Source organism: Streptomyces sp. NPDC031100 (genome assembly GCF_055570785.1).
On record NZ_JBVIGN010000016.1, the window covers coordinates 166,010 to 192,308 of the forward strand.

Genomic DNA, 26,299 nt, shown 5'->3' on the forward strand with positions numbered 1-26,299 from the left:
GTGATCGATATCAACGAGTCCGTGATGCAGTTCCTTCTGGCATTCGTCGTCGTCGGCCCGCTCCTCGGCGCCGTCGCCGCTCTCCTGCCGGCCCCGCCCGGGCTGAAGGGGAAGTCGCCCGAGCAGGCCGTGCTGCGCCACGGCGTGACCGTGACCGGTGCGATCCTCATCGCCGCGATCGTCCTCACGCTCGGCTTCGACCACGACCATCCGTCGAAGATGCAGGCCACGACCGACATCAGCTGGATCCCGGCACTCGACGTGCGGATCCACCTCGGCATCGACGGCATCTCCCTCCCCCTTCTGGTCCTGACCGCGCTGCTGACCTTCCTCTGCGCGCTCTACTCCTACTTCAAGATGCCTACGGGCCCGTCCCCGAAGGCGTTCGTCGCGCTGGTGCTCCTCCTGGAGTCCGGCACCCTCGCGACCTTCGCCGTCCTCGATCTGCTGCTGTTCTTCCTCGCGTTCGAGGTCGTGCTCATCCCGATGTACTTCCTCATCGCCCGCTGGGGCGGCGAGGGCCGGACCCGGGCCGCGTGGAAGTTCATCCTGTTCACGGTGCTCGGTTCCGTCGTCATGCTGCTCGGCCTGCTCCTGATCGGAATCAAGGCGGGCACGTTCGACATGGTGGCACTCGCCACTGACAACGGCCGGTCGCTGACCACATCCGTGCAGGTCATCGCGGTTCTGGCGATCGGGATCGGGCTCGCGGTCAAGACGCCGATGTGGCCGCTGCACAGCTGGCTGCCCGACGCCCACACCGCCGCCCCGACCGTCGGCTCGGTCCTGCTGGCCGGCGTCCTGCTGAAGATGGGTACGTACGGTTTCGTCCGGATTCTGCTGCCGATCGCGCCGGACGGCTTCCACACCTTTGCGCCCTACCTCGCCGCGTTCGCCGTGGTCGGGATCATCTACGGGTCCCTGGCCTGTCTGGCCCTCGCCAAGCAGGGCGCGAAGGGCGACCTGAAGCGCCTGATCGCCTACTCCTCCGTCGGCCACATGGGCTTCGTCCTGCTCGGCATCGCCACCATGACCCCGACCGGCGTGAACGGCGCCCTCTTCGCCAACATCGCCCACGGCCTCATCACCGGCCTGCTGTTCTTCCTGGTCGGCGCGCTCAAGGACCGCACGGGCACGACCGACCTCGACAGCCTTGCCGAGGAGACGGGCGCCGCGCTGTACGGCAAGGCGCCGCGCCTCGGCGGACTGCTCGCCTTCGGCGCCGTCGCCTCGCTCGGCCTGCCCGGACTCGCCGGGTTCTGGGGCGAGATGCTCGCCCTGTTCGGCGCGTTCAAGCCCGCCGCCGACCTCAGCCGGCCCGCGTTCCTCACCTTCATGGCGATCGGCGCGTTCGGCACCCTGCTGACGGCCGCGTACATGCTGATCGTGGTCCGCCGGGTCTGCATGGGCGCCACACCACAGGACATGCCCAAGCTCGCAGACGTCCACGGCTACGAGTTCGCGGCCTGGACCCCGCTCGTCGCCCTCACCGTCGTCGCCGGGCTGTGGCCGAGGGCCCTGCTCGGCCTCACCGACCCGGCCGTGCAGCAGCTCCTCGCAGGAGGCACCCGATGAGCGCCCTGGCCCAGCCGTCGGCCGAGTCCTTGATCCAGTCCGTCGACTGGCTCGCGATCGCGCCGCCGACCATCGCCGCGGTGGTCGCGCTCGCCGTGCTCGTCGCCGACCTGTTCGTCCCCGAGGCACGCAAGCCCCTGCTCGGCTGGGCCTCCGTCGCGGGCCTCGCCGCCGCCACGCTGATGCTGCTGCCCCTGCTGGACGGCGACCGCAGCACCTTCTGCCTGACCGGCCACGCGCGCGTGTGCAGCTACACCGCCGACCACTTCACCCTCGTCATCCAGTTCCTCGCCCTCGGCGGCGCCCTGGTGGCAGCCCTGATGTCGATGACGAACCTCAAGGACGAGCACCGGCGCGTCCCGGCAGGGGAGTTCTGGTTCCTGCTGCTGTCCTCCGCGGCCGGCGCCGCCCTGCTGCCCGCCTCCCGCGACCTGGCCACGCTGATCGTCGCCCTGGAGGTCGCCTCCCTGCCCGCCTTCGCCCTCGTCGGCATCCGGCACGGCGACAAGCGGTCCTCCGAGGCAGCCCTGAAGTTCTTCCTGTCCTCGGTCACCGCCACCGCGGTGAGCCTGCTGGGCATCAGCTTCGTCTACGCCTCCACCGGCACCCTCTACCTCACCCAGGTCGCCCAGCGGATCCAGCACGTCGACGGGCAGCTCCACACCCTCGCCCAGACCGGCGTCGTCCTCACCCTCGTCGGCTTCGCCTTCAAGACGGCCGCGGTCCCGTTCCACTTCTGGGTGCCCGACACCTACGTGGGCGCGCCGCTGCCCGTCGCCGCCTACCTGTCCGTCGTCGGCAAGGCGGTCGGCTTCTCCGGCCTGATCCTCGTCACCGTCGTCGCCCTCCCGTCGTACGGCGACATCTGGGGGCCCGCGCTCGCCGCGCTGGCCGCCCTCACCATGACCGTCGGCAACGTCGGCGCCCTGCGCCAGCAGGCCACGCGCGCGTACAGCGCCGTACGACTGCTCGCCTGGTCCTCCGTCGGCCAGGCGGGCTACCTCCTGGTGCCGATCGCCGCCGCCGGCTACGTCAAGGACGGCCAGAAGGCCATCGGCTCCACGGTCGCGTACGCCCTCATGTACGGCGCCGTGAACCTCGGCGCCTTCGCGGTGGCGGCCCTGGTGGGCCGTACGAAGTCCCTGAACCGGATCAGCGACTACCGGGGCCTGTCCGCGTCCAACCCGGCCGCCGCCCTCCTCCTGGCGTTCTTCCTGCTGTGCCTCGCCGGGCTGCCGCCGGGCATCATCGGCCTGTTCGCCAAAGTCACCGTGTTCTCGGCGGCCGTCGACGCGGGTCTGGGCTGGCTGGCCGTGGTGATGGCCGTCAACGTGGTGATCGCCCTCTTCTACTACCTCCAGTGGACGGCCCTGCTGTTCCGCGCCCCCGAGGGCGCCCCCGCCCGGCACCTGGTCCCAGCCCCCCTCACCGCCGCGCTCGCCCTCACCGGCGTCCTCGGCGTGGTCCTTTCCGGCGCGCCCCAGCTGGTCCTGCGCTTCGCGGCCACCGCACTGTTCTGAGGACCCGCCACGCGCGCGTGGGACACCCGTGCTCCCACGCGCGCGGAGGGGCTCAAGAGGCGTGCGAAAGGACGTAACAGCACGTCACCCGTACGGCCGACGCCCGCCGACGCCCACTCAAGGGAACTTGCGGCCGCCGCCTGGCGTTGACCAGAGCGGGAGGGTCCACTGGACCAAAGGGTTCCCCTGCGGCACGACTTGGAGGGCGTACCGTGCACCGCCGGCACAACGGGCTAAGGACGGCAGTACTCCTCGGAGGGCTGTCCGCACTCATTATCGTCATCGGCAGCTTCTTCGGCCGTACGGGTCTGATCGTGGCGGTCCTGATCGCGCTGGGGACGAACGCGTACGCGTACTGGAACAGCGACAAGCTGGCGCTCCGCGCGATGCGCGCCCGCCCGGTGAGCGAGTTCGAGGCCCCGGCGCTCTATCGGATGGTCCGCGAGCTGTCCACGCAGGCCCGCCAGCCCATGCCCCGCCTGTACATCTCCCCGACGGAGGCCCCCAACGCCTTCGCGACGGGCCGCAACCCGCGCAACGCCGCCGTGTGCTGCACCGAAGGCATCCTGCGCCTGCTCGACGAACGCGAGCTGCGCGGAGTCATCGGCCACGAGCTGAGCCACGTCTACAACCGCGACATCCTGATCTCCTCCGTGGCCGGAGCCCTGGCCTCGGTGATCATGTTCCTGGTCAACTTCGCCTGGCTGATCCCGATCGGCCGCTCGGACGACGACGACGGCCCCGGCCTGCTGGGCCTGCTGCTGATCATGATCCTGGGACCGCTCGCCGCCACCCTCATCCAGCTGGCCATCAGCCGCTCCAGAGAGTACGAGGCGGACGCCTCGGGGGCCCAGCTCACCGGCGACCCGCAGGCCCTGGCCAACGCCCTGCGCAAGCTGGAGGTCGGCACCCAGCAGCTGCCGCTGCCCCCCGAGCCCCGGATCGAGACCGCGAGCCACATGATGATCGCGAACCCCTTCCGCGCGGGCCAGGGTCTGTCCAAGATGTTCTCCACACACCCGCCGATGGCGGAGCGCATCACCCGGCTCGAAAAGATGGCAGGTCGCAACCGGTGAAGACCATCCTGAACATCATTTGGCTCGTCCTGAGCGGCTTCTGGCTGTTCCTCGCCTACCTGCTCGCGGGCGTGATCCTCTGCATCACGATCATCGGCATCCCGTTCGGCATAGCGGCCTTCCGTATCGGCCTCTACGCCCTGTGGCCCTTCGGGTACACCACGGTCGAGCGCCGGGACGCGGGCGCGCCCTCCTGCATCGGCAACGTGCTGTGGCTGATCCTGGCCGGCTGGTGGCTGGCCCTCGCCCACATCACGACCGGCATCGCCCTGTGCCTGACGATCATCGGCATCCCGTTCGGCATCGCCAACTTCAAGCTGATCCCGGTCTCCCTGCTGCCGCTGGGCCGCGAGATCGTCCCCACGGACCAGCCGTTCGCGGCGCGCTGACCTACCGGCCGGAGGCCTCGTCGGCCGTGTCGGAGCGGCGCCCCGCCCACCACCGCCGTACCCCGTAGGCGACCACGCCCACGGCCAGCACGCCCGCCCCCACGCCGACCGAGACGGCCGGGAGGGCGAACGCCAGCGTCGCGCAGCCCAGCAGCCCCACGGCCGGGACCAGCCGCGCCGAAAGGGCCGGGCTCAGCGTCCAGGCGGAGGCGTTGGCCACGGCGTAGTAGGCCAGCACGCCGAAGGAGGAGAAACCGATCGCACCGCGCACGTCCACCGTCGCCGCCAGCACGGCGACCACCGCGCCCACGGCCAGCTCGGCCCGGTGCGGGACCTGGAACCGCGGATGCACGGCGGCCAGCACCCTGGGCAGATGACCGTCACGGGCCATGGCCAGCGTCGTCCGGGACACACCGAGGATCAGCGCGAGCAGCGACCCCAGCGCGGCCACCGCGGCCCCCACCCGCACCACGGGTACGAGCCCCGGCACCCCGGCCGCCCGCACCGCGTCGGCCAGCGGGGCCGCCGCATGCCCCAGACCGTCCGCGCCGAGGACACCGAGCACGGCCACGGCCACACCCACGTACACCACCAGCGCGATCCCGAGGGCCAGCGGAATGGCGCGCGGAATGGTGTGCGCGGGATCCCGCACCTCCTCGCCCAGGGTCGCGATCCGCGCGTACCCGGCGAAGGCGAAGAACAGCAGACCGGCCGCCTGAAGCACCCCGCCCGCACCCGACGACAGCCCGACGCCGAGCCGCCCGGCATCGGCCTCGCCGGACGTCAGGCACACGACCACCACGCACGCGAGGACCGCCAGCACCACGGCCACGATCACCCGTGTCAGCCACGCCGACTTCTGGATGCCGCCGTAGTTCACGGCGGTCAGCGCCACCACGGCCGCCACCGCCACAGCGTGCGCCTGCCCCGGCCACACATACGCGCCCACCGTGAGCGCCATGGCCGCGCAGGAGGCCGTCTTGCCGACCACGAACGCCCAGCCGGCGAGATAGCCCCAGAACGTGCCCAGGCGCTCCCTGCCGTACACGTACGTCCCGCCCGACGCCGGATAGCGGGCGGCCAGGCGGGCCGAGGACATGGCGTTGCAGTAGGCCACCACGGCGGCGACGGCCAGGCCGATCAGCAGCCCCGGCCCGGCGGCGCGCGCTGCGGGCCCCAGGGCGGAGAAGACGCCGGCCCCGACCATCGAGCCGAGGCCGACGACCACGGCGTCCCGTACGCCCAGGGAGCGGCGCAGGCCGGTGCCGGAAGGTGTCATGCGCCGCACCCTACTGATCGCCGCAACCGGCCGATGGACCCGTGACGTCCTCTTCATCGACAGAGCACGAACACGCGCGCGACGTACAGCCGATCCTCACCGGATTCTCAAGGGCCGGACAGCACGGGTACAGCGCGGGAGGGCAGGTTCACGGCATGAGCATCATCGGTTGGATCATCCTCGGGCTCCTGGCCGGAGCCATCGCCAAGGTCCTGCTGCCGGGCCGTGACCCGGGCGGCTTCATCGGTACGACCCTCATCGGCATCGCGGGCGCGTTCATAGGCGGCTGGATCTCGGCGCGCTGGCTGGACCACCCGATCAGCAAGCACTTCTACGACGGCCCGACCTGGGCCGCCGCGATCGGCGGCTCGCTCGTGCTGCTGATCCTCTATCGCATCCTGTTCGGCAACTCGCGCGACTGACCGACGGGTGGGCACCACGAGGTGCCCACCCTTTCTGCTCGGGGCCCTCCGGTGATCTACCGGTAGTTCACGAACTGCAGCGCGAAGTCGAAGTCCTTGCCCTTCAGGAGGGCGATCACGGCCTGCAGGTCGTCGCGGCTCTTGGAGCTGACCCGCAGCTCGTCGCCCTGGACCTGGGCCTTCACGCCCTTCGGGCCCTCGTCGCGGATGATCTTCGCCACCTTCTTGGCGTTGTCCTGGGAGATGCCCTCCTCGATCGACGCGAAGATCTTGTACTCCTTGCCGGACAGCTGCGGCTCGCCGGCGTCCAGCGCCTTGAGCGAGATGCCGCGCTTGATCAGCTTGGACTGGAAGACGTCGAGGACTGCGTTCACCCGGTCCTCGGAGTTCGCCACCATGAGGATCTTGTCACCGGACCACTCGATCGAGGCGCCCACGCCCTTGAAGTCGTAGCGCTGCGAGATCTCCTTGGCGGCCTGGTTGAGGGCGTTGTCGACCTCCTGCCGCTCGACCTTCGAGACGATGTCGAAACTGGAGTCGGCCATGTCCTGTGGCTCCTTGTATCGGGGGGCGTGTCGGTGTGTGGCGGCGGCCGCCGAGCCCGGCGTGGCGCCGGGCCGCATCCGCACCAGCCTAGTCACCTCATGACCGGAGGGACGCAGATCAATCGGGTGGCGAAGCACCCCTCCGTATCGGGTATTGTTTACGTCGTTGCCAGGGAGCACCGCCGAAAAGCGGTTCGAACGGCAGCAACCCCGGCGGTGTGCCCGAGCGGCCAAAGGGAGCAGACTGTAAATCTGCCGGCTCAGCCTTCCCAGGTTCGAATCCTGGCGCCGCCACACTGGGGAAGACCCCCTTCAACTGCGGAAACGCGGTCGGAGGGGGTCTCTTCGTATGGGGCGCGGGAGAGCGGAAAACCCGTCTCGGGCGAACGGCCGGGGGCCGGGGCTCAGTTCCCCGCGATCGACTTCACGGCCACCGACACCGGCGTCGATCCACTGATCAGCTCCAGCGTCAGGCCTGCCGTCGCCGGGGTGTCCACCAGCTCCGCCAGTACGGCCGCCACGTCGTCCCGGGGGATCGCGCCGCGCCCGGTGTGGGCCTCCAGCCGGACCAGGCCCGTGCCCGCGTCGTTCGTCAGCGAACCGGGGCGCAGGATCGTCCAGTCGAGGGCGTCCTGACGGGTGATGTACGTGTCGGCCTCGCCCTTGGCGCGCAGGTAGACGTCGAACACCTCGTCGCCCTGGTGCGCGGGGTCCGCGCCCATCGAGGAGACCACCACGAAACGGCGTACACGCGCGCGGACGGCCGCGTCGGCGAACAGCACCGCCGCACCCCTGTCCACCGTGTCCTTGCGGGCCGTACCGCTGCCCGGGCCCGCGCCCGCCGCGAAGACCGCCGCGTCCGCGCCCTGCAGATGCGCCGCGACCTCCTCCACCGAGGCGGACTCCAGGTCGAGCAGGACCGGTTCGGCGCCGGCCGCCCTCAGGTCGTTGCCCTGCTCGGCCTTGCGGATGATCCCCGCTACCTCGTCCCCGCGCGCGGAGAGCAGCTGCTCCAGCCGCAGCGCGATCTGACCATGACCACCAGCGATGACAATGCGCATGAATCCGACCGTACGCCCGAAGAGGCGTGACCGCCGCACGAGTTAAGGCCGGGAGCGCGCCGTGGCGCCGGGGCGCATCGGCGCACGATCCGGGGCGCGTGTCCGGGAGTGCGCGCCCCATGCGCAAACGGGTGCCCCCTCAGGACAACTCCTTGCGCCCTTGCCGCGGCAGCCCCAGTTCCGCCGCTGCCGCCGAGTTGCAGTACTCGCGGACCGCGCTCGTGCGGGCCACCACGCGCCCCCGGTGCACCACGATCCGGCTGTAGGCGAGCGAGAGGGCGCCGGACAGCCGATCGCCGCGTACGGCGAGGAGTTCGGCGGGGAAACCGGCCTCCACGCGGACCTCGGGCAGGCCCAGGACCGCGCGGGCCGAGATGCTCACCGCGTCGTAGGCGTCCTCGGGGCGCAGGCCGTGGACGGACGCGAGGAGATAGGCGGCCTCCAGGGGGTCGCCACGACCCACGGGGTTCGACACGTCCCGGAGGGCGCCGCTGCCGGCGGCCACCCGCACCCCGGCCGCGCGCAGCAGCCGTACCGGGGCCGTGCCCCGCCGCTCCGCGCCCCCGCAACCGCCCTGGGGCAGGCACACCACCGTCACGCCGGCCGCCGCGAGCTGGTCCGCGAGCCGGGTGGCGGCCTCGGCGGGCAGGCGCGCGAGACCGGCGCACGGGCCGATCGTCACGCCGGGGCGCAGACCACCCGCCATGGCCGCGAGCCGGGACAGCCGGGCCGGGTCGGCGGCGTCCGTGTGCAGGTCCACCGGGCAGCCGTGCTCCGACGCCACCTCCAGCACGGCCTCCACGTAGCCCGTGGGATCCGGGTCCAGGTCCGGGCAGCCGCCCACCACGGAGGCACCCATCTTGACCGCGTCCCGCAGCATCGCGAGCCCGTCGGCCCCGGCCGCCCCGGTCAGCAGGCGCGGCATCGCCACCGTGGTCAGCTCCGCGAGCCCGCGCAGGGAGCGGCGTGCCTGCAGTACGGCGCCGAGCGAGCCGAGGCCCTGGACGTCGCCCACGCGCACGTGCGCGCGTACCGCCGTGGCCCCGTGGCCGAGTTGGAGCAGCGCCGCCTCCGTGGCCCGGCGCTGGACGTCCTCGGGGGCGTACGAGACCGGTCCGGGGTGCTCGGCGGAGAGCGCCGTGTCGCTGTGGGCGTGCGGTTCGGCCGGGGCGGGGAGGAGCAGGTAGCCGCCGAGGTCCACGCGCGCGGCGCCCTTCCGGGCCGGCCCGGACGTCAGGCTGCCGGCCGTACCGACCGCCTCGATGCGCCCGCCGCCCAGCCGTACGTCCACCATCCGGCCGTCGGTGAGCCGCGCCCCGCACAGCAGCAGGGCGGCCGGGTCGGGCTGTCCGGAGGACCCTGACGAGTTCGACGACGGGGGCGGCTGCGGATGGCTGTCGGGCATCGGACTCCAGGGGTCGGGCCGGGGGCTCGGGCAGGGCCGCGTGAGGGTGCGAAGCTGCTGTGGACCCAAGATCACGCAGAGTGAGTCGAGCCTAGGGTGGCGAGCCGTGCGGGGCGCGGAGGAGCGCAATAGTCGTACCGGTGTGGTCTGCCCGTCGCGGGGCGCCTCCCCACACGCGTGTGCCAGGGCCGCACGGGGCTTGCGAGGCTGCCGGGAGGCCGGGGAAACGGCCCGGCAAGTGGGCTGCGGAGGGCGGCCGGATACGGATTTGGGTGAACGGCGGCGGACCGTGTAATGTCTTCATCGCTCGCCCCAATAGCTCAGTCGGCAGAGCGTCTCCATGGTAAGGAGAAGGTCAACGGTTCGATTCCGTTTTGGGGCTCTGGTGTGAGAGGTTCCCGCCGCAAGGCGGGGCCGATCTCATCAAAGCGGTGTAGCTCAGTCGGTAGAGCAAGCGGCTCATAATCGCTGTGTCACCGGTTCAAGTCCGGTCACCGCTACTGACAGTAGCCGATTGCGGGGTCGGTCCTTCGATCGGCTACTCTTTCTTGCGTTAATTCATTCCATCCGTTCGTCAAGGAGCACTCACGTGGCTGCCACCGACGTCCGCCCGAAGATCACGCTGGCCTGCGTGGAGTGCAAGGAGCGGAACTACATCACCAAGAAGAACCGGCGTAACAACCCGGACCGTCTTGAGATGAAGAAGCACTGCCCGCGTTGCAACGCGCACACCGCGCACCGCGAGACGCGATAAATCAGGCTCATACGTGAGGCCGCCCCCACAAGTCGGGGGGCGGCCTCACGTCGTTTCACACGCTGCTGAGAGCAGTCACGCTGCCGAGACCAGGAGGTGCCGGGCCATGGCGCTGGACCAGTCCTTCGTCGGGCGGACCTATCCGCCCACCGAGCCCTACGAGGTGGGCCGGGAGAAGATCCGCGAGTTCGCCGAGGCGATCGGGGATACCAACCCCGCGTACACGGACCCGGAGGCCGCCAAGGCGTTCGGCCACCCCGATGTGATCGCCCCGCCGACCTTCGTGTTCTCCATCACCTTCCGGGCAGCCGGACAGGTCGTCGAGGACCCGCAGCTCGGTCTCGACTACAGCCGTGTGGTGCACGGCGACCAGAAGTTCGCCTACGCCCGCCCGGTGCGCGCCGGTGACCGGCTCACGGTCACCTCGACCATCGAGACGATCAAGTCCCTCGCGGGCAACGACGTGCTGGAGATCCGCGGCGAGGTGCACGACGAGGCGGGCGAGCACGTGGTGACCGCCTGGACCAAGCTCGTGGCCCGTGCGGCCGAGGAGGCGTGAGACAGCGATGACGGCGAAGATCGCGTACGACGACGTCGAGGTCGGCACCGAACTTCCGGCGCAGACCTTCCCCGTGACCCGCGCCACGCTGGTGCGGTACGCGGGTGCCTCCGGGGACTTCAACCCGATCCACTGGAACGAGAAGTTCGCCAAGGAGGTGGGCCTGCCGGACGTCATCGCGCACGGCATGTTCACCATGGCCGAGGCGATCCGCGTGGTCACCGACTGGACCGGCGACCCGGCCGCGGTCGTGGAGTACGGCGTCCGCTTCACCCGGCCGGTCGTCGTGCCGAACGACGACAAGGGCGCGGTGATCGAGGTCAGCGGCAAGGTCGCGGCCAAGCTCGACGACAACACGGTGCGCGTGGACCTGACCGCCATGAGCGACGGCCAGAAGGTGCTGGGCATGTCCCGGGCGGTCGTACGCCTGGCCTGACGGCCCGCATGAGGTGCTGATGTAAGGGGCGTCCGCAATTGCGGGCTGCCCCTTACGCGTACCCGTCTTCAGAAGCGGTGCCGTCTCGCAGCGCTGTCCGTGCCGTCTCGTAGTCTTGAGCGCGTGCAGGAACTCCACGACGCCCCCCTGGCCCCGCTGACCACCTTCCGGCTGGGCGGCCCCGCCACCCGGCTGGTCACCGCGACGACCGACGCCGAGGTGATCGCCGCCGTCCGGGACGCCGACGACACCCGGACCCCGCTGCTGCTCATCGGCGGCGGATCCAACCTGGTCATCGGCGACAAGGGCTTCGACGGCACCGCCCTGCGCATCGCCACGACCGGCTTCGAACTGCGCGGCACCACGCTGGAGCTGGCGGCCGGCGAGGTCTGGACGGACGCCGTCGCCCGCACCGTGGAGGCCGGGCTCGCCGGGATCGAGTGCCTCGCCGGGATCCCCGGCTCCGCGGGCGCGACCCCGATCCAGAACGTGGGCGCCTACGGCCAGGAGGTCTCCTCGACCATCACCGAGGTGATCGCCTACGACCGCCGGGCCGGCGAGACGGTCACGCTGACGAATGAGGAGTGCGCCTTCTCGTACCGGCACAGCCGCTTCAAGGCCGACCCCGAGCGCTACGTCGTCCTGCGCGTCCGCTTCGAGCTGGCGGACGCGGACGGGCTGTCGGCGCCGGTCAAGTACCCCGAGGTGGCCCGGGCGCTCGGTGTGGAGCCGGGGGAGAGGGTGCCGCTCGCCGTGGCCCGCGAGACCGTGCTGAAGCTGCGCGCCGGCAAGGGCATGGTCCTCGACCCCGAGGACCACGACACCTGGTCCGCCGGGTCGTTCTTCACCAACCCGATCCTCACCGAGGCGCAGTTCACCGCGTTCCACGCGCGCGTGCAGGAGCGGCTGGGCGAGGGCGTCGAGCCGCCCGCGTACCCGGCGGGGGAGGGCCGTACGAAGACCTCGGCGGCCTGGCTCATCGACAAGGCGGGCTTCACCAAGGGGTACGGCACCGGGCCCGCCCGCATCTCCACCAAGCACACGCTCGCCCTGACCAACCAGGGCGAGGCGACCACCGAGGACCTGCTGGCCCTGGCCCGCGAGGTCGTCGCCGGAGTCCGCGAGGCCTTCGGGATCACCCTGGTCAACGAGCCGGTGACGGTCGGCGTGAGCCTGTAGCCGCAGGCGGTGGGCGTGCGGCCGTAGCGGCTCAGTACGCGACCCCCACCCCCTGCTTCACCGTCCCCGTGTCGTCGATCATCGACAGCATCGCGTGGGCGACGTCCGCGCGCGCGATGAAGCGGCCCTTGTGCGGGAAGCCGCCGACGACCGTGCGGTAGCGGCCGGTGAGCGGCTTGTCCTGCAGGCGCGGCGGCCGTACCGACGTCCAGTCCGTGCCGCTGCGCGCCAGTTCGGCCTCCATCTCGCGCAGGTCGGCGTAGACGTCCTTGAGGATCGCCGACACCAGCCCCCGCATCCCGCGGTCCAGGAGGCCGTCGTCCTCGGGGGTCGGTCCGACCGGGGCGGCGCTGACCACCAGCAGCCGCCGCGCCCCCTCGGCCTCCATGGCCGCGAGGACCGTACGGGTGAGCCGGGCGGCCACCCCCGCGTCCTTGGTGCTGCGCGCGCCGAGGCCCGACAGGACCGCGTCCCGGCCGGCGACGGCGGCGCGCAGCTCCCCCGGGTCGGTGAGGTCCGCCCGGAACACCTCCAGCGCGTCCCCCGTGGCGGTCAGCCGGGCCGGATCGCGGACGACGGCGGTCACCTGATGACCTGCGCCGAGCGCCTGACGGACGATCTCCTGGCCGATCCCGCCGGTGGCGCCGAAAACGGTGAGCTTCATGGGGACTCCCGTACTCCCGTACCAAGGTGGGTGAGCATTCACTCACCCGGATGTTTCTCTAGAGTGAGTAAGCACCCACCCACCCGTCAAGCCCCGATTGGACGTCCCATGGAGACGAAGCCGGCGCGTGTCCGCATCCTCGACGCCGCCCACGAGCTGATGCTCACCATCGGACTCGCCCGTGCCACGACCAAGGAGATCGCCAGGGCGGCCGGCTGTTCCGAGGCGGCGCTCTACAAGTACTTCGAGAGCAAAGAGGAGCTGTTCGTCCGGGTGCTCACCGAGCGACTGCCCCGGCTCGCCCCCCTGCTGACCGGCCTCGCGGCCGAGCCGGGCCGGGGCACCCTGGAGGAGAACCTCACCGAGATCGCCCGCCAGGCGGCCCTCTTCTACGAGCAGAGCTTCCCGATCGCCGCCTCCCTGTACGCCGAGACACAGCTCAAGCGGCGGCACGACGACGTGCTGCGGAAGATCGGCTCCGGCCCCCACATGCCGATCCGGAGCCTGGACGCCTATCTGCGCGCCGAGCAGACGGCCGGCCGGGTCTCCGCCGACGCCGACACTTTCGCCGCCGCCTCGCTCCTCCTCGGCGCCTGCGCCCAGCGCGCGTTCGCCTACGACGCCACCGAGAGCGGCGCACGACCGCCCGTGGACGCGTTCGCCGCCCGGCTCGCCCGCACCCTGCTGGGCGGCATCGCCGCGGAAATCCCCGTTGCGGAGGACCCGGGCCGACCGCGAACCTGAGGCCGTGAGGCATCCCGTATGCGGCTGAGGCCGCGCGAGTTCAGGTTCCGGACCGGGCCGCACGAACACCGTGTGGTCCAGCCCTGGCAACCCCTGCGGCACACGTCACTGCGCGACCCGGCGCCGTACGGCGTCCTGACCGGCGACCACGACGGGCTCAACCGGCTGGCCGGCCTGTTCTCCTTCGCCGCCTACTCGCGGCACACCGTCGTCCACGTCCCGCTGCGCGACACCGTCACAGAGCACCACGGGGGCTGCGGCGAGCCGGTCGACCTGGTTCTGGTCCACCACACCTACGGACTGCGGCCCAGCACATGGCCCGAGCTGCGCCGCAGGCCGACCAAGGGCACCCCGCTGACCGTCCGCACCGACGAGGCACGCACCGCGCGGGACGCGGCCGCCTGGGAACGGCGCCGCTACGACAGCGGCCTGAGGGACGAGCTGCGCCACACCACCCACGCGCGGACGTTCTTCCTCGTCGGCAGCCGCGACGCCTTCGCCCAGACGTCCATGGAATGTGCGTCCGCGGCGGGCTGGGGACCGCGCCAGAAGCGGATCGTGAAGGGCGGCTCCGCCCTCATGGGCTGCATCAGCGGCCTGCAGTCCGAGGCGGACCCGTGGCGGAGCCCCGAGGTGCTGATCTGCTTCCAGGCGTATCCGCCCTACGCCCACTTCAGACGGCCGGGCGAGCCAGCCAGTCGTCCACGCCGGCCAGCAGCCGCGCCCTGACGTCCCCCGGCGCCGCCGACGCCCGCACCGACTGCCGGGCCAGCTCCGCGAGTTCCGCGTCCGTGAAATCGTGGTGCCGCCGGGCGATCTCGTACTGGGCGGCCAGCCGGGAGCCGAAGAGCAGCGGGTCGTCGGCGCCGAGGGCCATCGGGACGCCCGCCTCGAACAACGTCCGCAGCGGAACGTCCTCCGGCTTCTCGTAGACGCCGAGCGCCACGTTCGAGGCCGGGCAGACCTCGCAGGTCACGCCCCGGTCGGCGAGCCGCTTCAGCAGCCGCGGGTCCTCGGCCGCCCGCACCCCGTGCCCGATCCGCGAGGCATGCAGGTCGTCCAGGCAGTCGCGCACCGACGCCGGGCCGGTCAGCTCGCCGCCGTGCGGTGCCGACAGCAGGCCGCCGTCGCGCGCGATGGCGAAGGCACGGTCGAAGTCCCGCGCCATGCCCCGCCGTTCGTCGTTGGAGAGCCCGAAGCCGACCACGCCCCGGTCGGCGTACCGCACCGCGAGCCGGGCCAGCGTGCGCGCGTCCAGCGGGTGCTTCATACGGTTCGCCGCCACCAGGACCCGCATCCCGAGCCCGGTCTCCCGCACCGTCGTGTCCACCGCGTCCAGGATGATCTCGAGAGCCGGGATCAGCCCGCCCAGCCGGGGCGCGTACGACGTCGGGTCCACCTGGATCTCCAGCCAGCCCGAGCCGTCCTTCAGATCCTCCTCGGCGGCCTCCCGGACCAGCCGCTGGATGTCCTCCGGCTGCCTCAGGCAGGAGCGCGCCGCGTCGTACAGGCGCTGGAACCGGAACCAGCCGCGCTCGTCCGTGGCGCGCAGCCTGGGCGGCTCGCCGCTGGTCAGTGCCTCGGTCAGGGCCTCGGGCAGGCGCACGCCGTACTTGTCGGCCAGCTCCAGGACGGTCCCCGGCCGCATCGAGCCGGTGAAGTGCAGGTGCAGATGGGCTTTCGGCAGCTCAGAGAGGTCACGTACACGCTCCATCCCAGGATCCTGCCGTACGTCCCGGCCGCACCGGTAGCTCTTTCCCCGAACGTGGTCTTGCTCGCACAAAGGGACGGGGGCAGCTCCCGAAAAGGGGAGCTGCCCCCGTACGAGCAGGGGACCTCAGTCCCGCGCCTCCGCCAGCAGCTTCTGCATCCGGCTCACACCCTCGACGAGGTCCTCGTCGCCGAGCGCGTACGACAGCCGCAGGTAGCCCGGCGTGCCGAAGGCCTCGCCCGGGACGACCGCGACCTCGGCCTCCTCCAGGATCAGCGCGGCCAGCTCCACGGTGTCCTGCGGACGCTTGCCGCGGATCTCCTTGCCGAGCAGGCCCTTGACCGACGGGTAGGCGTAGAACGCGCCCTCGGGCTCCGGGCAGAGAACGCCGTCGATCTCGTTGAGCATCCGCACGATCGTCTTGCGGCGCCGGTCGAAGGCCTCGCGCATCGTCGCGACGGCCTCCAGGTCGCCGGAGACGGCGGCCAGGGCGGCCACCTGGGCCACGTTGGAGACGTTCGAGGTGGCGTGCGACTGCAGGTTCGTCGCGGCCTTGACGACGTCCTTCGGGCCGATGACCCAGCCCACGCGCCAGCCGGTCATGGCGTACGTCTTCGCCACACCGTTGACCACGATGCACTTGTCGCGCAGCTCCGGCAGGAGCGCCGGCAGCGAAGTGAACGTCGCGTCGCCGTAGACGAGGTGCTCGTAGATCTCGTCCGTGAGGACCCACAGGCCGTGCTCGACGGCCCAGCGGCCGATCGCCTCGGCCTCCTCCTGGCTGTAGACGGCGCCGGTCGGGTTGGACGGGGAGACGAAGAGCACGACCTTCGTCCTCTCCGTGCGTGCCGCCTCCAGCTGCTCCACGCTCACCCGGTAGCCGGTCGTCTCGTCGGCGACGACCTCCACCGGGACACCGCCGGCCAGCCGGATCGACTCCGGGTACGTCGTCCAGTACGGCGCCGGGACGATGACCTCGTCACCCGGGTCGAGGATCGCGGCGAACGCCTCGTAGATGGCCTGCTTGCCGCCGTTGGTCACCAGGATCTGGGACGGGTCGACCTCGTAGCCCGAGTCGCGCAGCGTCTTCGCGGCGATCGCGGCCTTCAGCTCGGGCAGACCGCCGGCCGGGGTGTAGCGGTGGTACTTCGGGTTCTTGCAGGCCTCGATCGCGGCCTCGACGATGTAGTCCGGGGTCGGGAAGTCGGGCTCGCCGGCGCCGAAGCCGATCACCGGACGCCCGGCGGCCTTCAGGGCCTTGGCCTTGGCGTCCACGGCGAGGGTGGCGGACTCGGAGATCGCGCCGACTCGGGCGGAGACCCGGCGCTCGGTGGGTGGGATTGCAGCGCTCATGGGGCCATCGTTCCAGACCCGAAATGCCCCCGGCACGCGGGTTTCACAGACTGAACATCAAGGGGTCGAGACGTGAACAGGGGTCCGAATCCGGCCCGCGGCCAGGACGATCTTCGGCCTCGCGACCCCGGTCAGGCACTTTCTGTTCGACGCAGGGGCCTGGACCACGTACACTCTCACCTCGTTGGCCTTCAGTAGCCGCTCCCCAACCGGTGCACACCGAGCACCCGGTCGGATGCGGTACGTTGGGGGACACACAAAGGGTCGTAGCTCAATTGGTAGAGCACCGGTCTCCAAAACCGGCGGTTGGGGGTTCAAGTCCCTCCGGCCCTGCTACACACACCGCCAGGATGTGTGCGCATGTACGTACAGCATTGCACCGCCGTGCGGCTCAGAAACCGGGCGCGGCACGGCCATGACCCGGGATCAGGTGAGGACGAATGACGGACGCCGTGGGCTCCATCGACACGCCTGATGCCCAGGACGAGGCGCTGGAGACGAAGAAGAAGGGCCGCAAGGGCGGCAAGCGCGCCAAGAAGGGCCCGCTGAAGCGCCTCGCCATCTTCTACCGCCAGATCATCGCGGAGCTCCGCAAGGTCGTCTGGCCGTCGCGCAACCAGCTGACGTCGTACACCACTGTGGTGATCTTCTTCGTCGCCATCATGATCGCCCTGGTGACCGTGATTGACTATGGGCTCAACCACGCGGCCAAGTACGTCTTCGGCTGAGCCAAGAGCGAAGGGCGCCGTGGTACCGGCGCCCGTTTTCGCATGTTCCACCCCTATGTATCCAGGAAGAAGCAGCCATCGTGTCTGACCCGAACCTGAACGACGACGCCACCGAGCCTCGCGGGGCTGCTGCCGAGACGGTGGACGACGAGCTCGACATCGTCGAGGGCGCGGACGAGCAGGACGAGTTCGAGGCTGCCGAGGCCGAGGCGGGCGAGCCGGCCGAAGAGACCGCGCTGCACGTCGAGGACGAGGAAGGCGAGGACGTCGACACCGGCGAGCCCGTCACCCTGGCCGACGAGGCCGCCGAGGAGGAGCCCGCCGAGCCCGCCGAGCCTGTCGACCCGATCGCGGCCCTGCGCGAGGAACTGCGCACCCTGCCCGGCGAGTGGTACGTCATCCACACCTACGCCGGCTACGAGAACCGCGTGAAGACCAACCTGGAGCAGCGCGCCGTCTCGCTGAACGTCGAGGACTACATCTTCCAGGCCGAGGTGCCGCAGGAAGAGGTCGTCCAGATCAAGAACGGCGACCGCAAGACGATCAAGCAGAACAAGCTGCCGGGTTACGTCCTGGTCCGCATGGACCTGACCAACGAGTCCTGGGGCGTCGTCCGCAACACCCCCGGCGTCACCGGCTTCGTGGGCAACGCCTACGACCCCTACCCGCTGACTCTGGACGAGATCGTCAAGATGCTCGCCCCGGAGGCGGAGGAGAAGGCCGCCCGCGAGGCCGCTGAGGCCGAGGGCAAGCCCGCCCCGCAGCGCAAGGTCGAGGTCCAGGTGCTGGACTTCGAGGTCGGCGACTCGGTCACCGTCACCGACGGCCCGTTCGCCACGCTCCAGGCGACCATCAACGAGATCAACCCCGACTCGAAGAAGGTCAAGGGCCTGGTGGAGATCTTCGGCCGCGAGACGCCGGTCGAGCTCTCCTTCGACCAGATCCAGAAGAACTAGTTTTTTCTGGGTGTACCGCTTCCGCGCAGGTCAGGCGATCGCTCGAGCGTCCGCCTGACCTGCTCGGTTTTTGGCCGCGCATCCATACCCGTTATCGTTGTGCGGTATGCCTGCGTCCGGGTGGTCCCCGGAAGCGGGCAGGACCCGAATCGAAAGGACCCGGAGAGCTATGCCTCCCAAGAAGAAGAAGGTCACGGGGCTCATCAAGCTCCAGATCCAGGCCGGCGCCGCCAACCCGGCCCCGCCGGTCGGCCCCGCGCTGGGTCAGCACGGCGTCAACATCATGGAGTTCTGCAAGGCCTACAACGCCGCGACCGAGTCGCAGCGCGGTTGGGTCATCCCGGTGGAGATCACGGTCTACGAGGACCGTTCCTTCACCTTCGTCACCAAGACGCCGCCGGCCGCCAAGATGATCCTCAAGGCCGCGGGCATCGAGAAGGGCTCCGGCGAGCCGCACAAGACCAAGGTCGCCAAGATCACCGAGGCGCAGGTCCGCGAGATCGCCCAGACCAAGCTGCCCGACCTCAACGCCAACGACCTGGACGCCGCCGCGAAGATCATCGCCGGTACCGCGCGCTCCATGGGCGTCACGGTCGAGGGCTGACCCCCACCTTCGTAGAACCACCGTGGTAGGGCCTGCTCGGCCCGTACACCACGACTCCTCACCGAACACACAGGAGCAGTTGTGAGCAAGCGCAGCAAGGCTCTCCGCGCTGCGGACGCCAAGGTCGACCGGGAGAAGCTGTACGCCCCGCTCGAGGCCGTCCGTCTCGCCAAGGAGACCTCCACGACCAAGTTCGACGGCACCGTCGAGGTCGCCTTCCGTCTGGGTGTCGACCCGCGCAAGGCCGACCAGATGGTCCGTGGCACCGTGAACCTTCCGCACGGCACCGGTAAGACCGCCCGGGTCCTGGTCTTCGCGACCGGTGACCGTGCCGAGGCCGCGCGTGCCGCGGGCGCCGACATCGTCGGCGCCGACGAGCTGATCGACGAGGTGGCGAAGGGCCGTCTGGACTTCGACGCCGTCGTCGCCACCCCGGACCTCATGGGCAAGGTCGGCCGCCTCGGCCGCGTCCTCGGCCCGCGTGGTCTGATGCCGAACCCGAAGACCGGCACCGTGACCCCGGACACCGCCAAGGCCGTGACCGAGATCAAGGGCGGCAAGATCGAGTTCCGCGTCGACAAGCACTCGAACCTGCACTTCATCATCGGCAAGGCGTCCTTCGACGACGCCAAGCTGGTGGAGAACTACGGCGCCGCGCTGGAGGAGATCCTCCGTCTGAAGCCGTCCGCCGCCAAGGGTCGCTACATCAAGAAGGCCGCCATCACCACCACGATGGGCCCCGGCATCCCGGTCGACCCGAACCGCACCCGCAACCTCCTCGTCGAGGAGGACCCGGCCGCCGTCTGAGCCTCCCGCTCACCCCGGTAGCCGCGTCAGGTACGCGTCTGTAGAGGGCGGGCCCTGGAACCTTCGAGGTTCGGGGCCCGTCCTTTCTTTGTGCGACTTTTCGTACGACTGTCAGTGGCCTGGATCACGGTGCAGGCACAGGACGCGCATAGGGGTGGGACTCCATGAAGAGCACGACCGTACGCCGAGTGACCCTTTCCGTCGCGGTGGTGACCGCGCTGACCGGGGTGGCCGCCTGCGGCTCCCAGGAGGCCGGAAAGGGCGACAAGGCGGCCGGCAGGAGTGTCACGCATGCCAGCCCCCTCGCCGCCCTGCGCTCCGCCGAGAAGTCGACCGACAAGGCCGAGTCCGCCAAGGTCCGCTCCAGCACGACCATCGGCGACGCCATGTCGATGACGGCGAACGGCGCCCTCACCTGGGGCGACGGCCTCAAGGGCAACCTCACCATCACGTACACCGGCGGCAGGATGGCCGAGGCGATGCGCAAGGCCGGCACCGCGTCGATGGAGGCCCGCTATCTGCCGGACGCCTACTACGCCAAGATGAGCGAGAAGTTCGCCCAGCAGTTCGGCGGCCAGCACTGGATCAGGTACGCGTACGACGACCTCGCGAAGGTCGCGGGCAGCTCCGGCGCGTATCTGCGGGACCAGATGCAGAACACCACGCCGAACCAGTCGGTGAAGCTGCTGCTGGCCTCCGGCGACGTGAAGAAGGTCGGCGAGGACACGGTCGAGGGCGTCCACGCCACGCACTACTCGGGCACGGTCGACGTCGCCGACCTCGCCGGCAAGAACAGCAACCTCACCGCCGACCAGCTGGCCGGCCTGAAGAAGCAGCTCACCCAGGCGGGCGTCACCACGGAGACCGTCGACATCTGGGTCAACGACCAGGACCTGCTGGTCAAGAAGGTCGAGAAGGCGGACATGACGACCGGCGCCATGACCAGCACGGCCTACTACAGCGACTACGGCGTGAAGGTCTCCGCCGAGGCGCCCCCGGCCGCCGACACCAAGGACTTCAAGGACCTCATGAAGTCCGGCGGGACCGTGTCGAGCGGCAGCGAGACCTCCCTGCCGGGCGGCTCCGGCACCAGCTCCTGACGCCTGCGGCCGCCATGACCGGGGGCCGCCTCGGAAAGCCCTGGACCGGGGCGCCGTAGAGCCCGATTTGCTCGGCGGCGCCCCGGTCCCGTACTCTCCTACAGAAGCCAAAGACCGCTGGTCGTTGCCGTGCGCTCGAACGAGGGCGCGGTGGCCGAAGGATCCGCTGCAAAGTGGACGACCCGCGCAGGTGACAGTGGAAGAACTCCCGGGGCACACGCTCACGTGTGTGCGGCCGGTCGAGTCCGCCCCGTGCGCCTGCGCCGGGGCGTTTCGTTTTCCCCAGTCCTCCTTCGGGTCCGCGCGGTCCGAATCACCCGGAAGGAGGCCGAGGCTCTATGGCGAGGCCCGACAAGGCTGCCGCGGTTGCCGAGCTGACGGACAAGTTCCGCAACTCGAACGCCGCTGTGCTGACCGAGTACCGCGGTCTCACCGTGGCGCAGCTCAAGACGCTGCGCCGGTCGCTCGGTGAGAACGCCCAGTACGCCGTGGTGAAGAACACGCTGACCAAGATTGCGGCCAACGAGGCCGGGATCACGACGCTGGACGACCAGTTCAATGGTCCGACGGCTGTCGCCTTCATCACCGGTGACCCGGTGGTGTCGGCGAAGGGTCTCCGTGACTTCGCCAAGGACAACCCGAATCTCGTCATCAAGGGCGGTGTCCTTGAAGGCAAGGCGCTGTCTGCCGACGAGATCAAGAAGCTTGCGGACCTCGAGTCCCGCGAGGTTCTGCTCTCCAAGCTGGCGGGTGCCTTCAAGGGCAAGCAGTCCCAGGCTGCTCAGCTCTTCCAGGCGCTTCCCTCGAAGCTCGTCCGCACCGTGGACGCTCTTCGTGCCAAGCGGGACGAGCAGGGCGGTGCCGAGTAATTCGGCTCGCTTTCCGATCCTCGCCGCCTGACGTGGCGAGGGTCTAGCGGGCCGACGTACGCCCGCCTTACCCAGTACATCCGGCACCTGCCGATTTGAGTGGAAGGACCGCCATCATGGCGAAGCTCAGCCAGGAAGACCTGCTCGCCCAGTTCGAGGAGATGACCCTCATCGAGCTCTCCGAGTTCGTGAAGGCCTTCGAGGAGAAGTTCGACGTCACCGCCGCCGCCGCGGTCGCCGTTGCCGGCCCCGCCGTCCCCGGCGCCCCGGCCGAGGCCGTCGAGGAGAAGGACGAGTTCGACGTCATCCTCACCGGCGCCGGCGACAAGAAGATCCAGGTCATCAAGGTCGTGCGCGAGCTCACCTCCCTGGGCCTCAAGGAGGCCAAGGACCTGGTCGACGGCACCCCGAAGCCGGTCCTCGAGAAGGTCAACAAGGAGGCCGCTGACAAGGCTGCCGAGGCCCTCAAGGGCGCCGGTGCCTCCGTCGAGGTCAAGTAAGACCTTTCGGAGTCTCCACGACTCTCTCCGCGCGCTGAGTACGGCCTCCTAGGGCTGTAACGCGACCGCACCGAAGAGCGATCACCCATCCGGGTGGTCGCTCTTCGGCGTATCGGAGGTCCGGCCTCGGTTACCTTGCAGCCCCGGTGGCGAGGGGTATGGTGATCTTCGTCGTGTCTCCGGTCGGCCCAGTTTGGGCTGGGGGGCCTTGACGAACCGCACGCAGCGCGCAATTCTCAGGACGCGTCGTCACAAGGATCCGAATCCGAGGCATGGATCGACGACGAAGAGGGCAGTATGAACGTGCGTTGAGGGCAGGCATGCCGAGGGCGTTGACGAGGGCGTTGAGAACAACGAGGGTCTCGAACAACCCGCACTGGACATCAGTGTGCCAAGTGGCTACACTGACCCTTTGCGCTGCCTGTTAGCTGTCCCCTGCCCGTCACCAGGGGTCTGCCCTCACTCGAGCACCGATGACCGAAGCTCCCTTGACCTGGGGTTTCTGTCTCTGTGTACGGGAGGGAACGGCACGCGCGTAGTGAGTCCGAGCCCTCGGAAGGACCCCCTCTTGGCCGCCTCGCGCAACGCCTCGACCGCGAATACGAACAACGGCGCCAGCACCGCCCCGCTGCGCATCTCCTTTGCAAAGATCAAGGAGCCTCTCGAGGTTCCGAACCTGCTCGCGCTGCAGACCGAGAGCTTCGACTGGCTGCTCGGCAACACCGCCTGGCAGAGTCGGGTCGAGGAGGCTCTTGAGAACGGTCAGGACGTCCCCACCAAGTCCGGTCTGGAGGAGATCTTCGAGGAGATCTCCCCGATCGAGGACTTCTCTGGGTCGATGTCCCTGACGTTCCGGGACCACCGCTTCGAGCCGCCGAAGAACTCCATCGACGAGTGCAAGGAGCGCGACTTCACGTACGCCGCCCCGCTCTTCGTCACCGCCGAGTTCACCAACAACGAGACCGGCGAGATCAAGTCCCAGACCGTCTTCATGGGCGACTTCCCGCTCATGACGAACAAGGGCACTTTCGTCATCAACGGCACCGAGCGTGTCGTGGTGTCCCAGCTGGTCCGTTCCCCCGGTGTCTACTTCGACTCCTCCATCGACAAGACGTCCGACAAGGACATCTTCTCGGCCAAGATCATCCCGTCCCGGGGTGCCTGGCTGGAGATGGAGATCGACAAGCGCGACATGGTCGGTGTCCGTATCGACCGCAAGCGCAAGCAGTCCGTGACCGTCCTCCTGAAGGCGCTCGGCTGGACCACCGAGCAGATCCTCGAGGAGTTCGGCGAGTACGAGTCCATGCGCGCCACCCTGGAGAAGGACCACACCCAGGGCCAGGACGACGCGCTGCTCGACATCTACCGCAAGCTGCGTCCGGGCGAGCCCCCCACGCGTGAGGCCGCGCAGACGCTTCTGGAGAACCTGTACTTCAACCCGAAGCGCTACGACCTGGCCAAGGTCGGCCGCTACAAGGTCAACAAGAAGCTGGGTGCGGACGCCCCGCTCGACGCGGGTGTCCTGACCGTCGAGGACGTCATCTCGACGATCAAGTACCTGGTTCAGCTGCACGCCGGCGAGACCGAGACCACTCTCGAAAACGGCCAGACGATCGTTGTCGAGACGGACGACATCGACCACTTCGGCAACCGTCGTCTGCGCAGCGTCGGCGAGCTGATCCAGAACCAGGTCCGTACGGGTCTCGCCCGTATGGAGCGCGTCGTGCGCGAGCGCATGACCACCCAGGACGTCGAGGCGATCACGCCCCAGACCCTGATCAACATCCGGCCGGTCGTCGCCTCCATCAAGGAGTTCTTCGGCACCAGCCAGCTGTCCCAGTTCATGGACCAGAACAACCCGCTGTCGGGTCTCACCCACAAGCGCCGTCTGTCGGCTCTTGGTCCGGGTGGTCTCTCCCGTGAGCGGGCCGGCTTCGAGGTCCGTGACGTGCACCCGTCGCACTACGGCCGTATGTGCCCGATCGAGACGCCTGAAGGCCCGAACATCGGTCTGATCGGCTCGCTCGCCTCCTACGGCCGGGTCAACGCGTTCGGTTTCGTCGAGACCCCGTACCGCAAGGTCATCGACGGCCAGGTCACCGACGAGGTCGACTACCTGACCGCCGACGAGGAGGACCGCTTCGTCATCGCGCAGGCCAACGCCACGCTGGGCGACGATCTGCGGTTCGCCGAGGCGCGTGTCCTGGTCCGCCGCCGTGGCGGTGAGGTCGACTACGTCAGCCCCGAGGACGTCGACTACATGGACGTCTCGCCGCGCCAGATGGTGTCGGTCGCGACGGCCATGATCCCCTTCCTCGAGCACGACGACGCCAACCGTGCCCTCATGGGCGCGAACATGATGCGTCAGGCCGTTCCGCTGATTAAGTCGGAGGCCCCGCTCGTCGGCACCGGCATGGAGTACCGCTCCGCCGTCGACGCCGGCGACGTGGTCAAGGCCGAGAAGGCGGGTGTGGTCCAGGAGGTCTCCGCGGACTACATCACCACCGCCAACGACGACGGCACGTACATCACGTACCGCCTGGCCAAGTTCGCCCGCTCCAACCAGGGCACCTCGGTCAACCAGAAGGTCGTCGTCTCCGAGGGCGACCGGGTCGTCGAGGGCCAGGTCCTCGCCGACGGTCCGGCCACCCAGAACGGCGAGATGGCCCTCGGCAAGAACCTGCTCGTGGCGTTCATGCCGTGGGAGGGTCACAACTACGAGGACGCGATCATCCTGTCGCAGCGCCTCGTGCAGGACGACGTCCTCTCCTCGATCCACATCGAGGAGCACGAGGTCGACGCCCGTGACACCAAGCTCGGCCCCGAGGAGATCACCCGGGACATCCCGAACGTCTCCGAGGAGGTCCTCGCGGACCTGGACGAGCGCGGCATCATCCGTATCGGTGCCGAGGTCATCGCCGGTGACATCCTCGTCGGCAAGGTGACCCCGAAGGGTGAGACCGAGCTGACCCCCGAGGAGCGCCTGCTGCGCGCGATCTTCGGTGAGAAGGCCCGTGAGGTCCGTGACACCTCGCTGAAGGTGCCGCACGGCGAGACCGGCAAGGTCATCGGCGTGCGCGTCTTCGACCGCGAGGAGGGCGACGAGCTTCCCCCCGGTGTGAACCAGCTGGTGCGCGTCTACGTCGCGCAGAAGCGCAAGATCACCGACGGTGACAAGCTCGCCGGCCGTCACGGCAACAAGGGTGTCATCTCGAAGATCCTTCCCATCGAGGACATGCCGTTCCTCGAGGACGGAACTCCGGTCGACATCATCCTCAACCCGCTCGGCGTCCCGTCCCGAATGAACCCGGGACAGGTCCTGGAGATCCACCTCGGCTGGCTCGCCAGCCGCGGCTGGGACGTCTCCGGGCTCGCCGACGAGTGGGCCCAGCGCCTGCAGGCCATCGGTGCCGACCAGGTCGCCCCGCGCACCAACGTCGCCACCCCGGTCTTCGACGGTGCCCGTGAGGACGAGCTGGCGGGTCTGCTGCAGCACACCATCCCGAACCGCGACGGCGAGCGCATGGTGCTCCCGTCCGGCAAGGCGCGGCTGTTCGACGGCCGTAGCGGTGAGCCGTTCCCGGACCCGATCTCGGTCGGCTACATGTACATCCTGAAGCTGCACCACCTGGTCGACGACAAGCTGCACGCCCGCTCGACCGGCCCGTACTCGATGATCACCCAGCAGCCGCTGGGTGGTAAGGCCCAGTTCGGTGGCCAGCGGTTCGGTGAGATGGAGGTGTGGGCCCTCGAGGCCTACGGCGCCGCGTACGCCCTCCAGGAGCTGCTGACCATCAAGTCCGACGACGTCACCGGCCGCGTGAAGGTCTACGAGGCCATCGTCAAGGGCGAGAACATCCCCGAGCCCGGCATCCCCGAGTCCTTCAAGGTGCTCATCAAGGAGATGCAGTCGCTCTGCCTGAACGTGGAGGTGCTGTCCAGCGACGGTATGTCCATCGAGATGCGTGACACCGACGAGGACGTCTTCCGCGCTGCGGAGGAGCTCGGCATCGACCTGTCCCGGCGCGAGCCGAGCAGCGTCGAAGAGGTCTGACGGGAGTCT

General features: G+C 69.6%; 26 protein-coding genes and 4 tRNA genes. 23 read left to right on the top strand and 7 right to left on the bottom strand.

What is annotated here, in order from left to right; all coding sequences use genetic code 11:
* The 4 genes from ACZ5DS_RS36020 (at window position 1) to ACZ5DS_RS36035 (ending at window position 4,560) form a co-directional block, all read left to right on the top strand.
* Complete coding sequence (locus ACZ5DS_RS36020; RefSeq protein ID WP_468247078.1) at window positions 1-1,575, top strand: NADH-quinone oxidoreductase subunit M; 1,575 nt, start codon at window positions 1-3, stop codon at window positions 1,573-1,575.
* On the top strand, window positions 1,572-3,095 hold the full coding sequence (locus ACZ5DS_RS36025) for an NADH-quinone oxidoreductase subunit N (protein ID WP_468247080.1): 1,524 nt from the start codon (window positions 1,572-1,574) through the stop codon (window positions 3,093-3,095). Before ACZ5DS_RS36020 ends, ACZ5DS_RS36025 begins: the two co-directional genes overlap by 4 nt.
* 212 nt (window positions 3,096-3,307) lie before the next feature.
* Window positions 3,308-4,171 carry a zinc metalloprotease HtpX gene (gene htpX / locus ACZ5DS_RS36030; protein ID WP_468247083.1) on the top strand — a complete coding sequence of 288 codons (864 nt, stop codon included), beginning with the start codon at window positions 3,308-3,310 and terminating at the stop codon, window positions 4,169-4,171.
* Window positions 4,168-4,560 carry a YccF domain-containing protein gene (locus ACZ5DS_RS36035; protein WP_468247084.1) on the top strand — a complete coding sequence of 131 codons (393 nt, stop codon included), beginning with the start codon at window positions 4,168-4,170 and terminating at the stop codon, window positions 4,558-4,560. The genes htpX and ACZ5DS_RS36035 overlap by 4 nt, the downstream gene beginning before the upstream one ends.
* Before the next feature lies 1 nt (window position 4,561).
* Here the strand turns inward: ACZ5DS_RS36035 and ACZ5DS_RS36040 are convergent, their stop codons facing one another.
* Window positions 4,562-5,839, bottom strand: a complete 1,278-nt coding sequence (locus ACZ5DS_RS36040) for an APC family permease (RefSeq protein ID WP_468247085.1) — start codon at window positions 5,837-5,839, stop codon at window positions 4,562-4,564.
* Between the two features lie 155 nt (window positions 5,840-5,994).
* Between ACZ5DS_RS36040 and ACZ5DS_RS36045 the strand changes: the two genes are divergently transcribed.
* The gene (locus ACZ5DS_RS36045) at window positions 5,995-6,261 is read left to right on the top strand and encodes a GlsB/YeaQ/YmgE family stress response membrane protein (RefSeq protein WP_468247088.1); all 267 of its coding nucleotides are present in this window, start codon (window positions 5,995-5,997) and stop codon (window positions 6,259-6,261) included.
* Between the two features lie 56 nt (window positions 6,262-6,317).
* On the opposite strand, the gene ACZ5DS_RS36050 is transcribed toward ACZ5DS_RS36045, so the two are convergent.
* Window positions 6,318-6,806, bottom strand: coding sequence for a YajQ family cyclic di-GMP-binding protein (locus ACZ5DS_RS36050; RefSeq protein WP_468247090.1), 489 nt, complete (start codon window positions 6,804-6,806; stop codon window positions 6,318-6,320).
* A gap of 212 nt (window positions 6,807-7,018) precedes the next feature.
* Between ACZ5DS_RS36050 and ACZ5DS_RS36055 the strand changes: the two genes are divergently transcribed.
* Window positions 7,019-7,100, top strand: a tRNA-Tyr gene (locus tag ACZ5DS_RS36055).
* 110 nt (window positions 7,101-7,210) lie between these two features.
* Here ACZ5DS_RS36055 and ACZ5DS_RS36060 read toward each other — a convergent pair.
* Entirely contained in the window at window positions 7,211-7,867 is a 657-nt protein-coding gene (locus ACZ5DS_RS36060) for an NAD(P)H-binding protein (protein WP_468247092.1), read from the bottom strand.
* A gap of 139 nt (window positions 7,868-8,006) precedes the next feature.
* Window positions 8,007-9,272, bottom strand: coding sequence for an amidohydrolase family protein (locus tag ACZ5DS_RS36065; RefSeq protein ID WP_468247095.1), 1,266 nt, complete (start codon window positions 9,270-9,272; stop codon window positions 8,007-8,009).
* A gap of 309 nt (window positions 9,273-9,581) precedes the next feature.
* Between ACZ5DS_RS36065 and ACZ5DS_RS36070 the strand changes: the two genes are divergently transcribed.
* The 6 genes from ACZ5DS_RS36070 (at window position 9,582) to ACZ5DS_RS36095 (ending at window position 12,200) form a co-directional block, all read left to right on the top strand.
* A tRNA-Thr gene (locus tag ACZ5DS_RS36070) sits at window positions 9,582-9,654 on the top strand.
* Window positions 9,655-9,699: 45 nt separating this feature from the next.
* A tRNA-Met gene (locus ACZ5DS_RS36075) sits at window positions 9,700-9,772 on the top strand.
* An 89-nt stretch (window positions 9,773-9,861) separates the two neighbouring features.
* Window positions 9,862-10,026, top strand: coding sequence for a 50S ribosomal protein L33 (rpmG, locus tag ACZ5DS_RS36080; RefSeq protein WP_003948671.1), 165 nt, complete (start codon window positions 9,862-9,864; stop codon window positions 10,024-10,026).
* Between the two features lie 106 nt (window positions 10,027-10,132).
* Window positions 10,133-10,585, top strand: a complete 453-nt coding sequence (locus ACZ5DS_RS36085) for an FAS1-like dehydratase domain-containing protein (RefSeq protein ID WP_468247097.1) — start codon at window positions 10,133-10,135, stop codon at window positions 10,583-10,585.
* Between the two features lie 7 nt (window positions 10,586-10,592).
* Window positions 10,593-11,021, top strand: coding sequence for a MaoC family dehydratase (locus ACZ5DS_RS36090; RefSeq protein WP_468247099.1), 429 nt, complete (start codon window positions 10,593-10,595; stop codon window positions 11,019-11,021).
* A 123-nt stretch (window positions 11,022-11,144) separates the two neighbouring features.
* Window positions 11,145-12,200, top strand: a complete 1,056-nt coding sequence (locus ACZ5DS_RS36095) for a UDP-N-acetylmuramate dehydrogenase (protein ID WP_468247101.1) — start codon at window positions 11,145-11,147, stop codon at window positions 12,198-12,200.
* A 31-nt stretch (window positions 12,201-12,231) separates the two neighbouring features.
* On the opposite strand, the gene ACZ5DS_RS36100 is transcribed toward ACZ5DS_RS36095, so the two are convergent.
* Window positions 12,232-12,864 carry an NAD(P)-dependent oxidoreductase gene (locus ACZ5DS_RS36100; RefSeq protein WP_468247103.1) on the bottom strand — a complete coding sequence of 211 codons (633 nt, stop codon included), beginning with the start codon at window positions 12,862-12,864 and terminating at the stop codon, window positions 12,232-12,234.
* A 108-nt stretch (window positions 12,865-12,972) separates the two neighbouring features.
* Between ACZ5DS_RS36100 and ACZ5DS_RS36105 the strand changes: the two genes are divergently transcribed.
* Window positions 12,973-13,608, top strand: a complete 636-nt coding sequence (locus ACZ5DS_RS36105; protein WP_468247105.1) for a TetR/AcrR family transcriptional regulator — start codon at window positions 12,973-12,975, stop codon at window positions 13,606-13,608.
* A gap of 18 nt (window positions 13,609-13,626) precedes the next feature.
* A complete protein-coding gene (locus ACZ5DS_RS36110) occupies window positions 13,627-14,337 on the top strand; it encodes a hypothetical protein (RefSeq protein ID WP_468247107.1) in 711 nt (236 codons plus the stop codon).
* On the opposite strand, the gene ACZ5DS_RS36115 is transcribed toward ACZ5DS_RS36110, so the two are convergent.
* Entirely contained in the window at window positions 14,282-15,322 is a 1,041-nt protein-coding gene (locus ACZ5DS_RS36115; protein ID WP_468247109.1) for an adenosine deaminase, read from the bottom strand. The two genes, ACZ5DS_RS36110 and ACZ5DS_RS36115, sit on opposite strands and share 56 nt — an antisense overlap.
* A 123-nt stretch (window positions 15,323-15,445) precedes the next feature.
* Entirely contained in the window at window positions 15,446-16,672 is a 1,227-nt protein-coding gene (locus ACZ5DS_RS36120) for a pyridoxal phosphate-dependent aminotransferase (RefSeq protein ID WP_468247111.1), read from the bottom strand.
* Between the two features lie 260 nt (window positions 16,673-16,932).
* On the opposite strand from ACZ5DS_RS36120, the gene ACZ5DS_RS36125 reads away from it, so the two are divergent.
* The 9 genes from ACZ5DS_RS36125 (at window position 16,933) to rpoB (ending at window position 26,290) form a co-directional block, all read left to right on the top strand.
* A tRNA-Trp gene (locus ACZ5DS_RS36125) sits at window positions 16,933-17,005 on the top strand.
* A gap of 107 nt (window positions 17,006-17,112) precedes the next feature.
* Complete coding sequence (gene secE, locus ACZ5DS_RS36130) at window positions 17,113-17,400, top strand: preprotein translocase subunit SecE (protein WP_468247113.1); 288 nt, start codon at window positions 17,113-17,115, stop codon at window positions 17,398-17,400.
* An 80-nt stretch (window positions 17,401-17,480) separates the two neighbouring features.
* Window positions 17,481-18,356, top strand: coding sequence for a transcription termination/antitermination protein NusG (gene nusG, locus ACZ5DS_RS36135; RefSeq protein ID WP_468247115.1), 876 nt, complete (start codon window positions 17,481-17,483; stop codon window positions 18,354-18,356).
* A 169-nt stretch (window positions 18,357-18,525) separates the two neighbouring features.
* Window positions 18,526-18,960: a 50S ribosomal protein L11 gene (gene rplK, locus ACZ5DS_RS36140; RefSeq protein ID WP_316750050.1), complete on the top strand. Its 435-nt coding sequence runs from the start codon at window positions 18,526-18,528 to the stop codon at window positions 18,958-18,960.
* 81 nt (window positions 18,961-19,041) lie between these two features.
* Complete coding sequence (gene rplA, locus ACZ5DS_RS36145; protein ID WP_023547414.1) at window positions 19,042-19,767, top strand: 50S ribosomal protein L1; 726 nt, start codon at window positions 19,042-19,044, stop codon at window positions 19,765-19,767.
* A gap of 164 nt (window positions 19,768-19,931) precedes the next feature.
* Complete coding sequence (locus ACZ5DS_RS36150) at window positions 19,932-20,867, top strand: SCO4651 family lipoprotein (protein ID WP_468247118.1); 936 nt, start codon at window positions 19,932-19,934, stop codon at window positions 20,865-20,867.
* 338 nt (window positions 20,868-21,205) lie between these two features.
* The gene (rplJ, locus tag ACZ5DS_RS36155) at window positions 21,206-21,736 is read left to right on the top strand and encodes a 50S ribosomal protein L10 (RefSeq protein ID WP_100827740.1); all 531 of its coding nucleotides are present in this window, start codon (window positions 21,206-21,208) and stop codon (window positions 21,734-21,736) included.
* Between the two features lie 116 nt (window positions 21,737-21,852).
* The gene (gene rplL / locus ACZ5DS_RS36160) at window positions 21,853-22,236 is read left to right on the top strand and encodes a 50S ribosomal protein L7/L12 (protein WP_468247121.1); all 384 of its coding nucleotides are present in this window, start codon (window positions 21,853-21,855) and stop codon (window positions 22,234-22,236) included.
* A gap of 568 nt (window positions 22,237-22,804) precedes the next feature.
* A complete protein-coding gene (gene rpoB / locus ACZ5DS_RS36165) occupies window positions 22,805-26,290 on the top strand; it encodes a DNA-directed RNA polymerase subunit beta (protein ID WP_468247123.1) in 3,486 nt (1,161 codons plus the stop codon).
* Window positions 26,291-26,299: the final 9 nt, after the last annotated feature.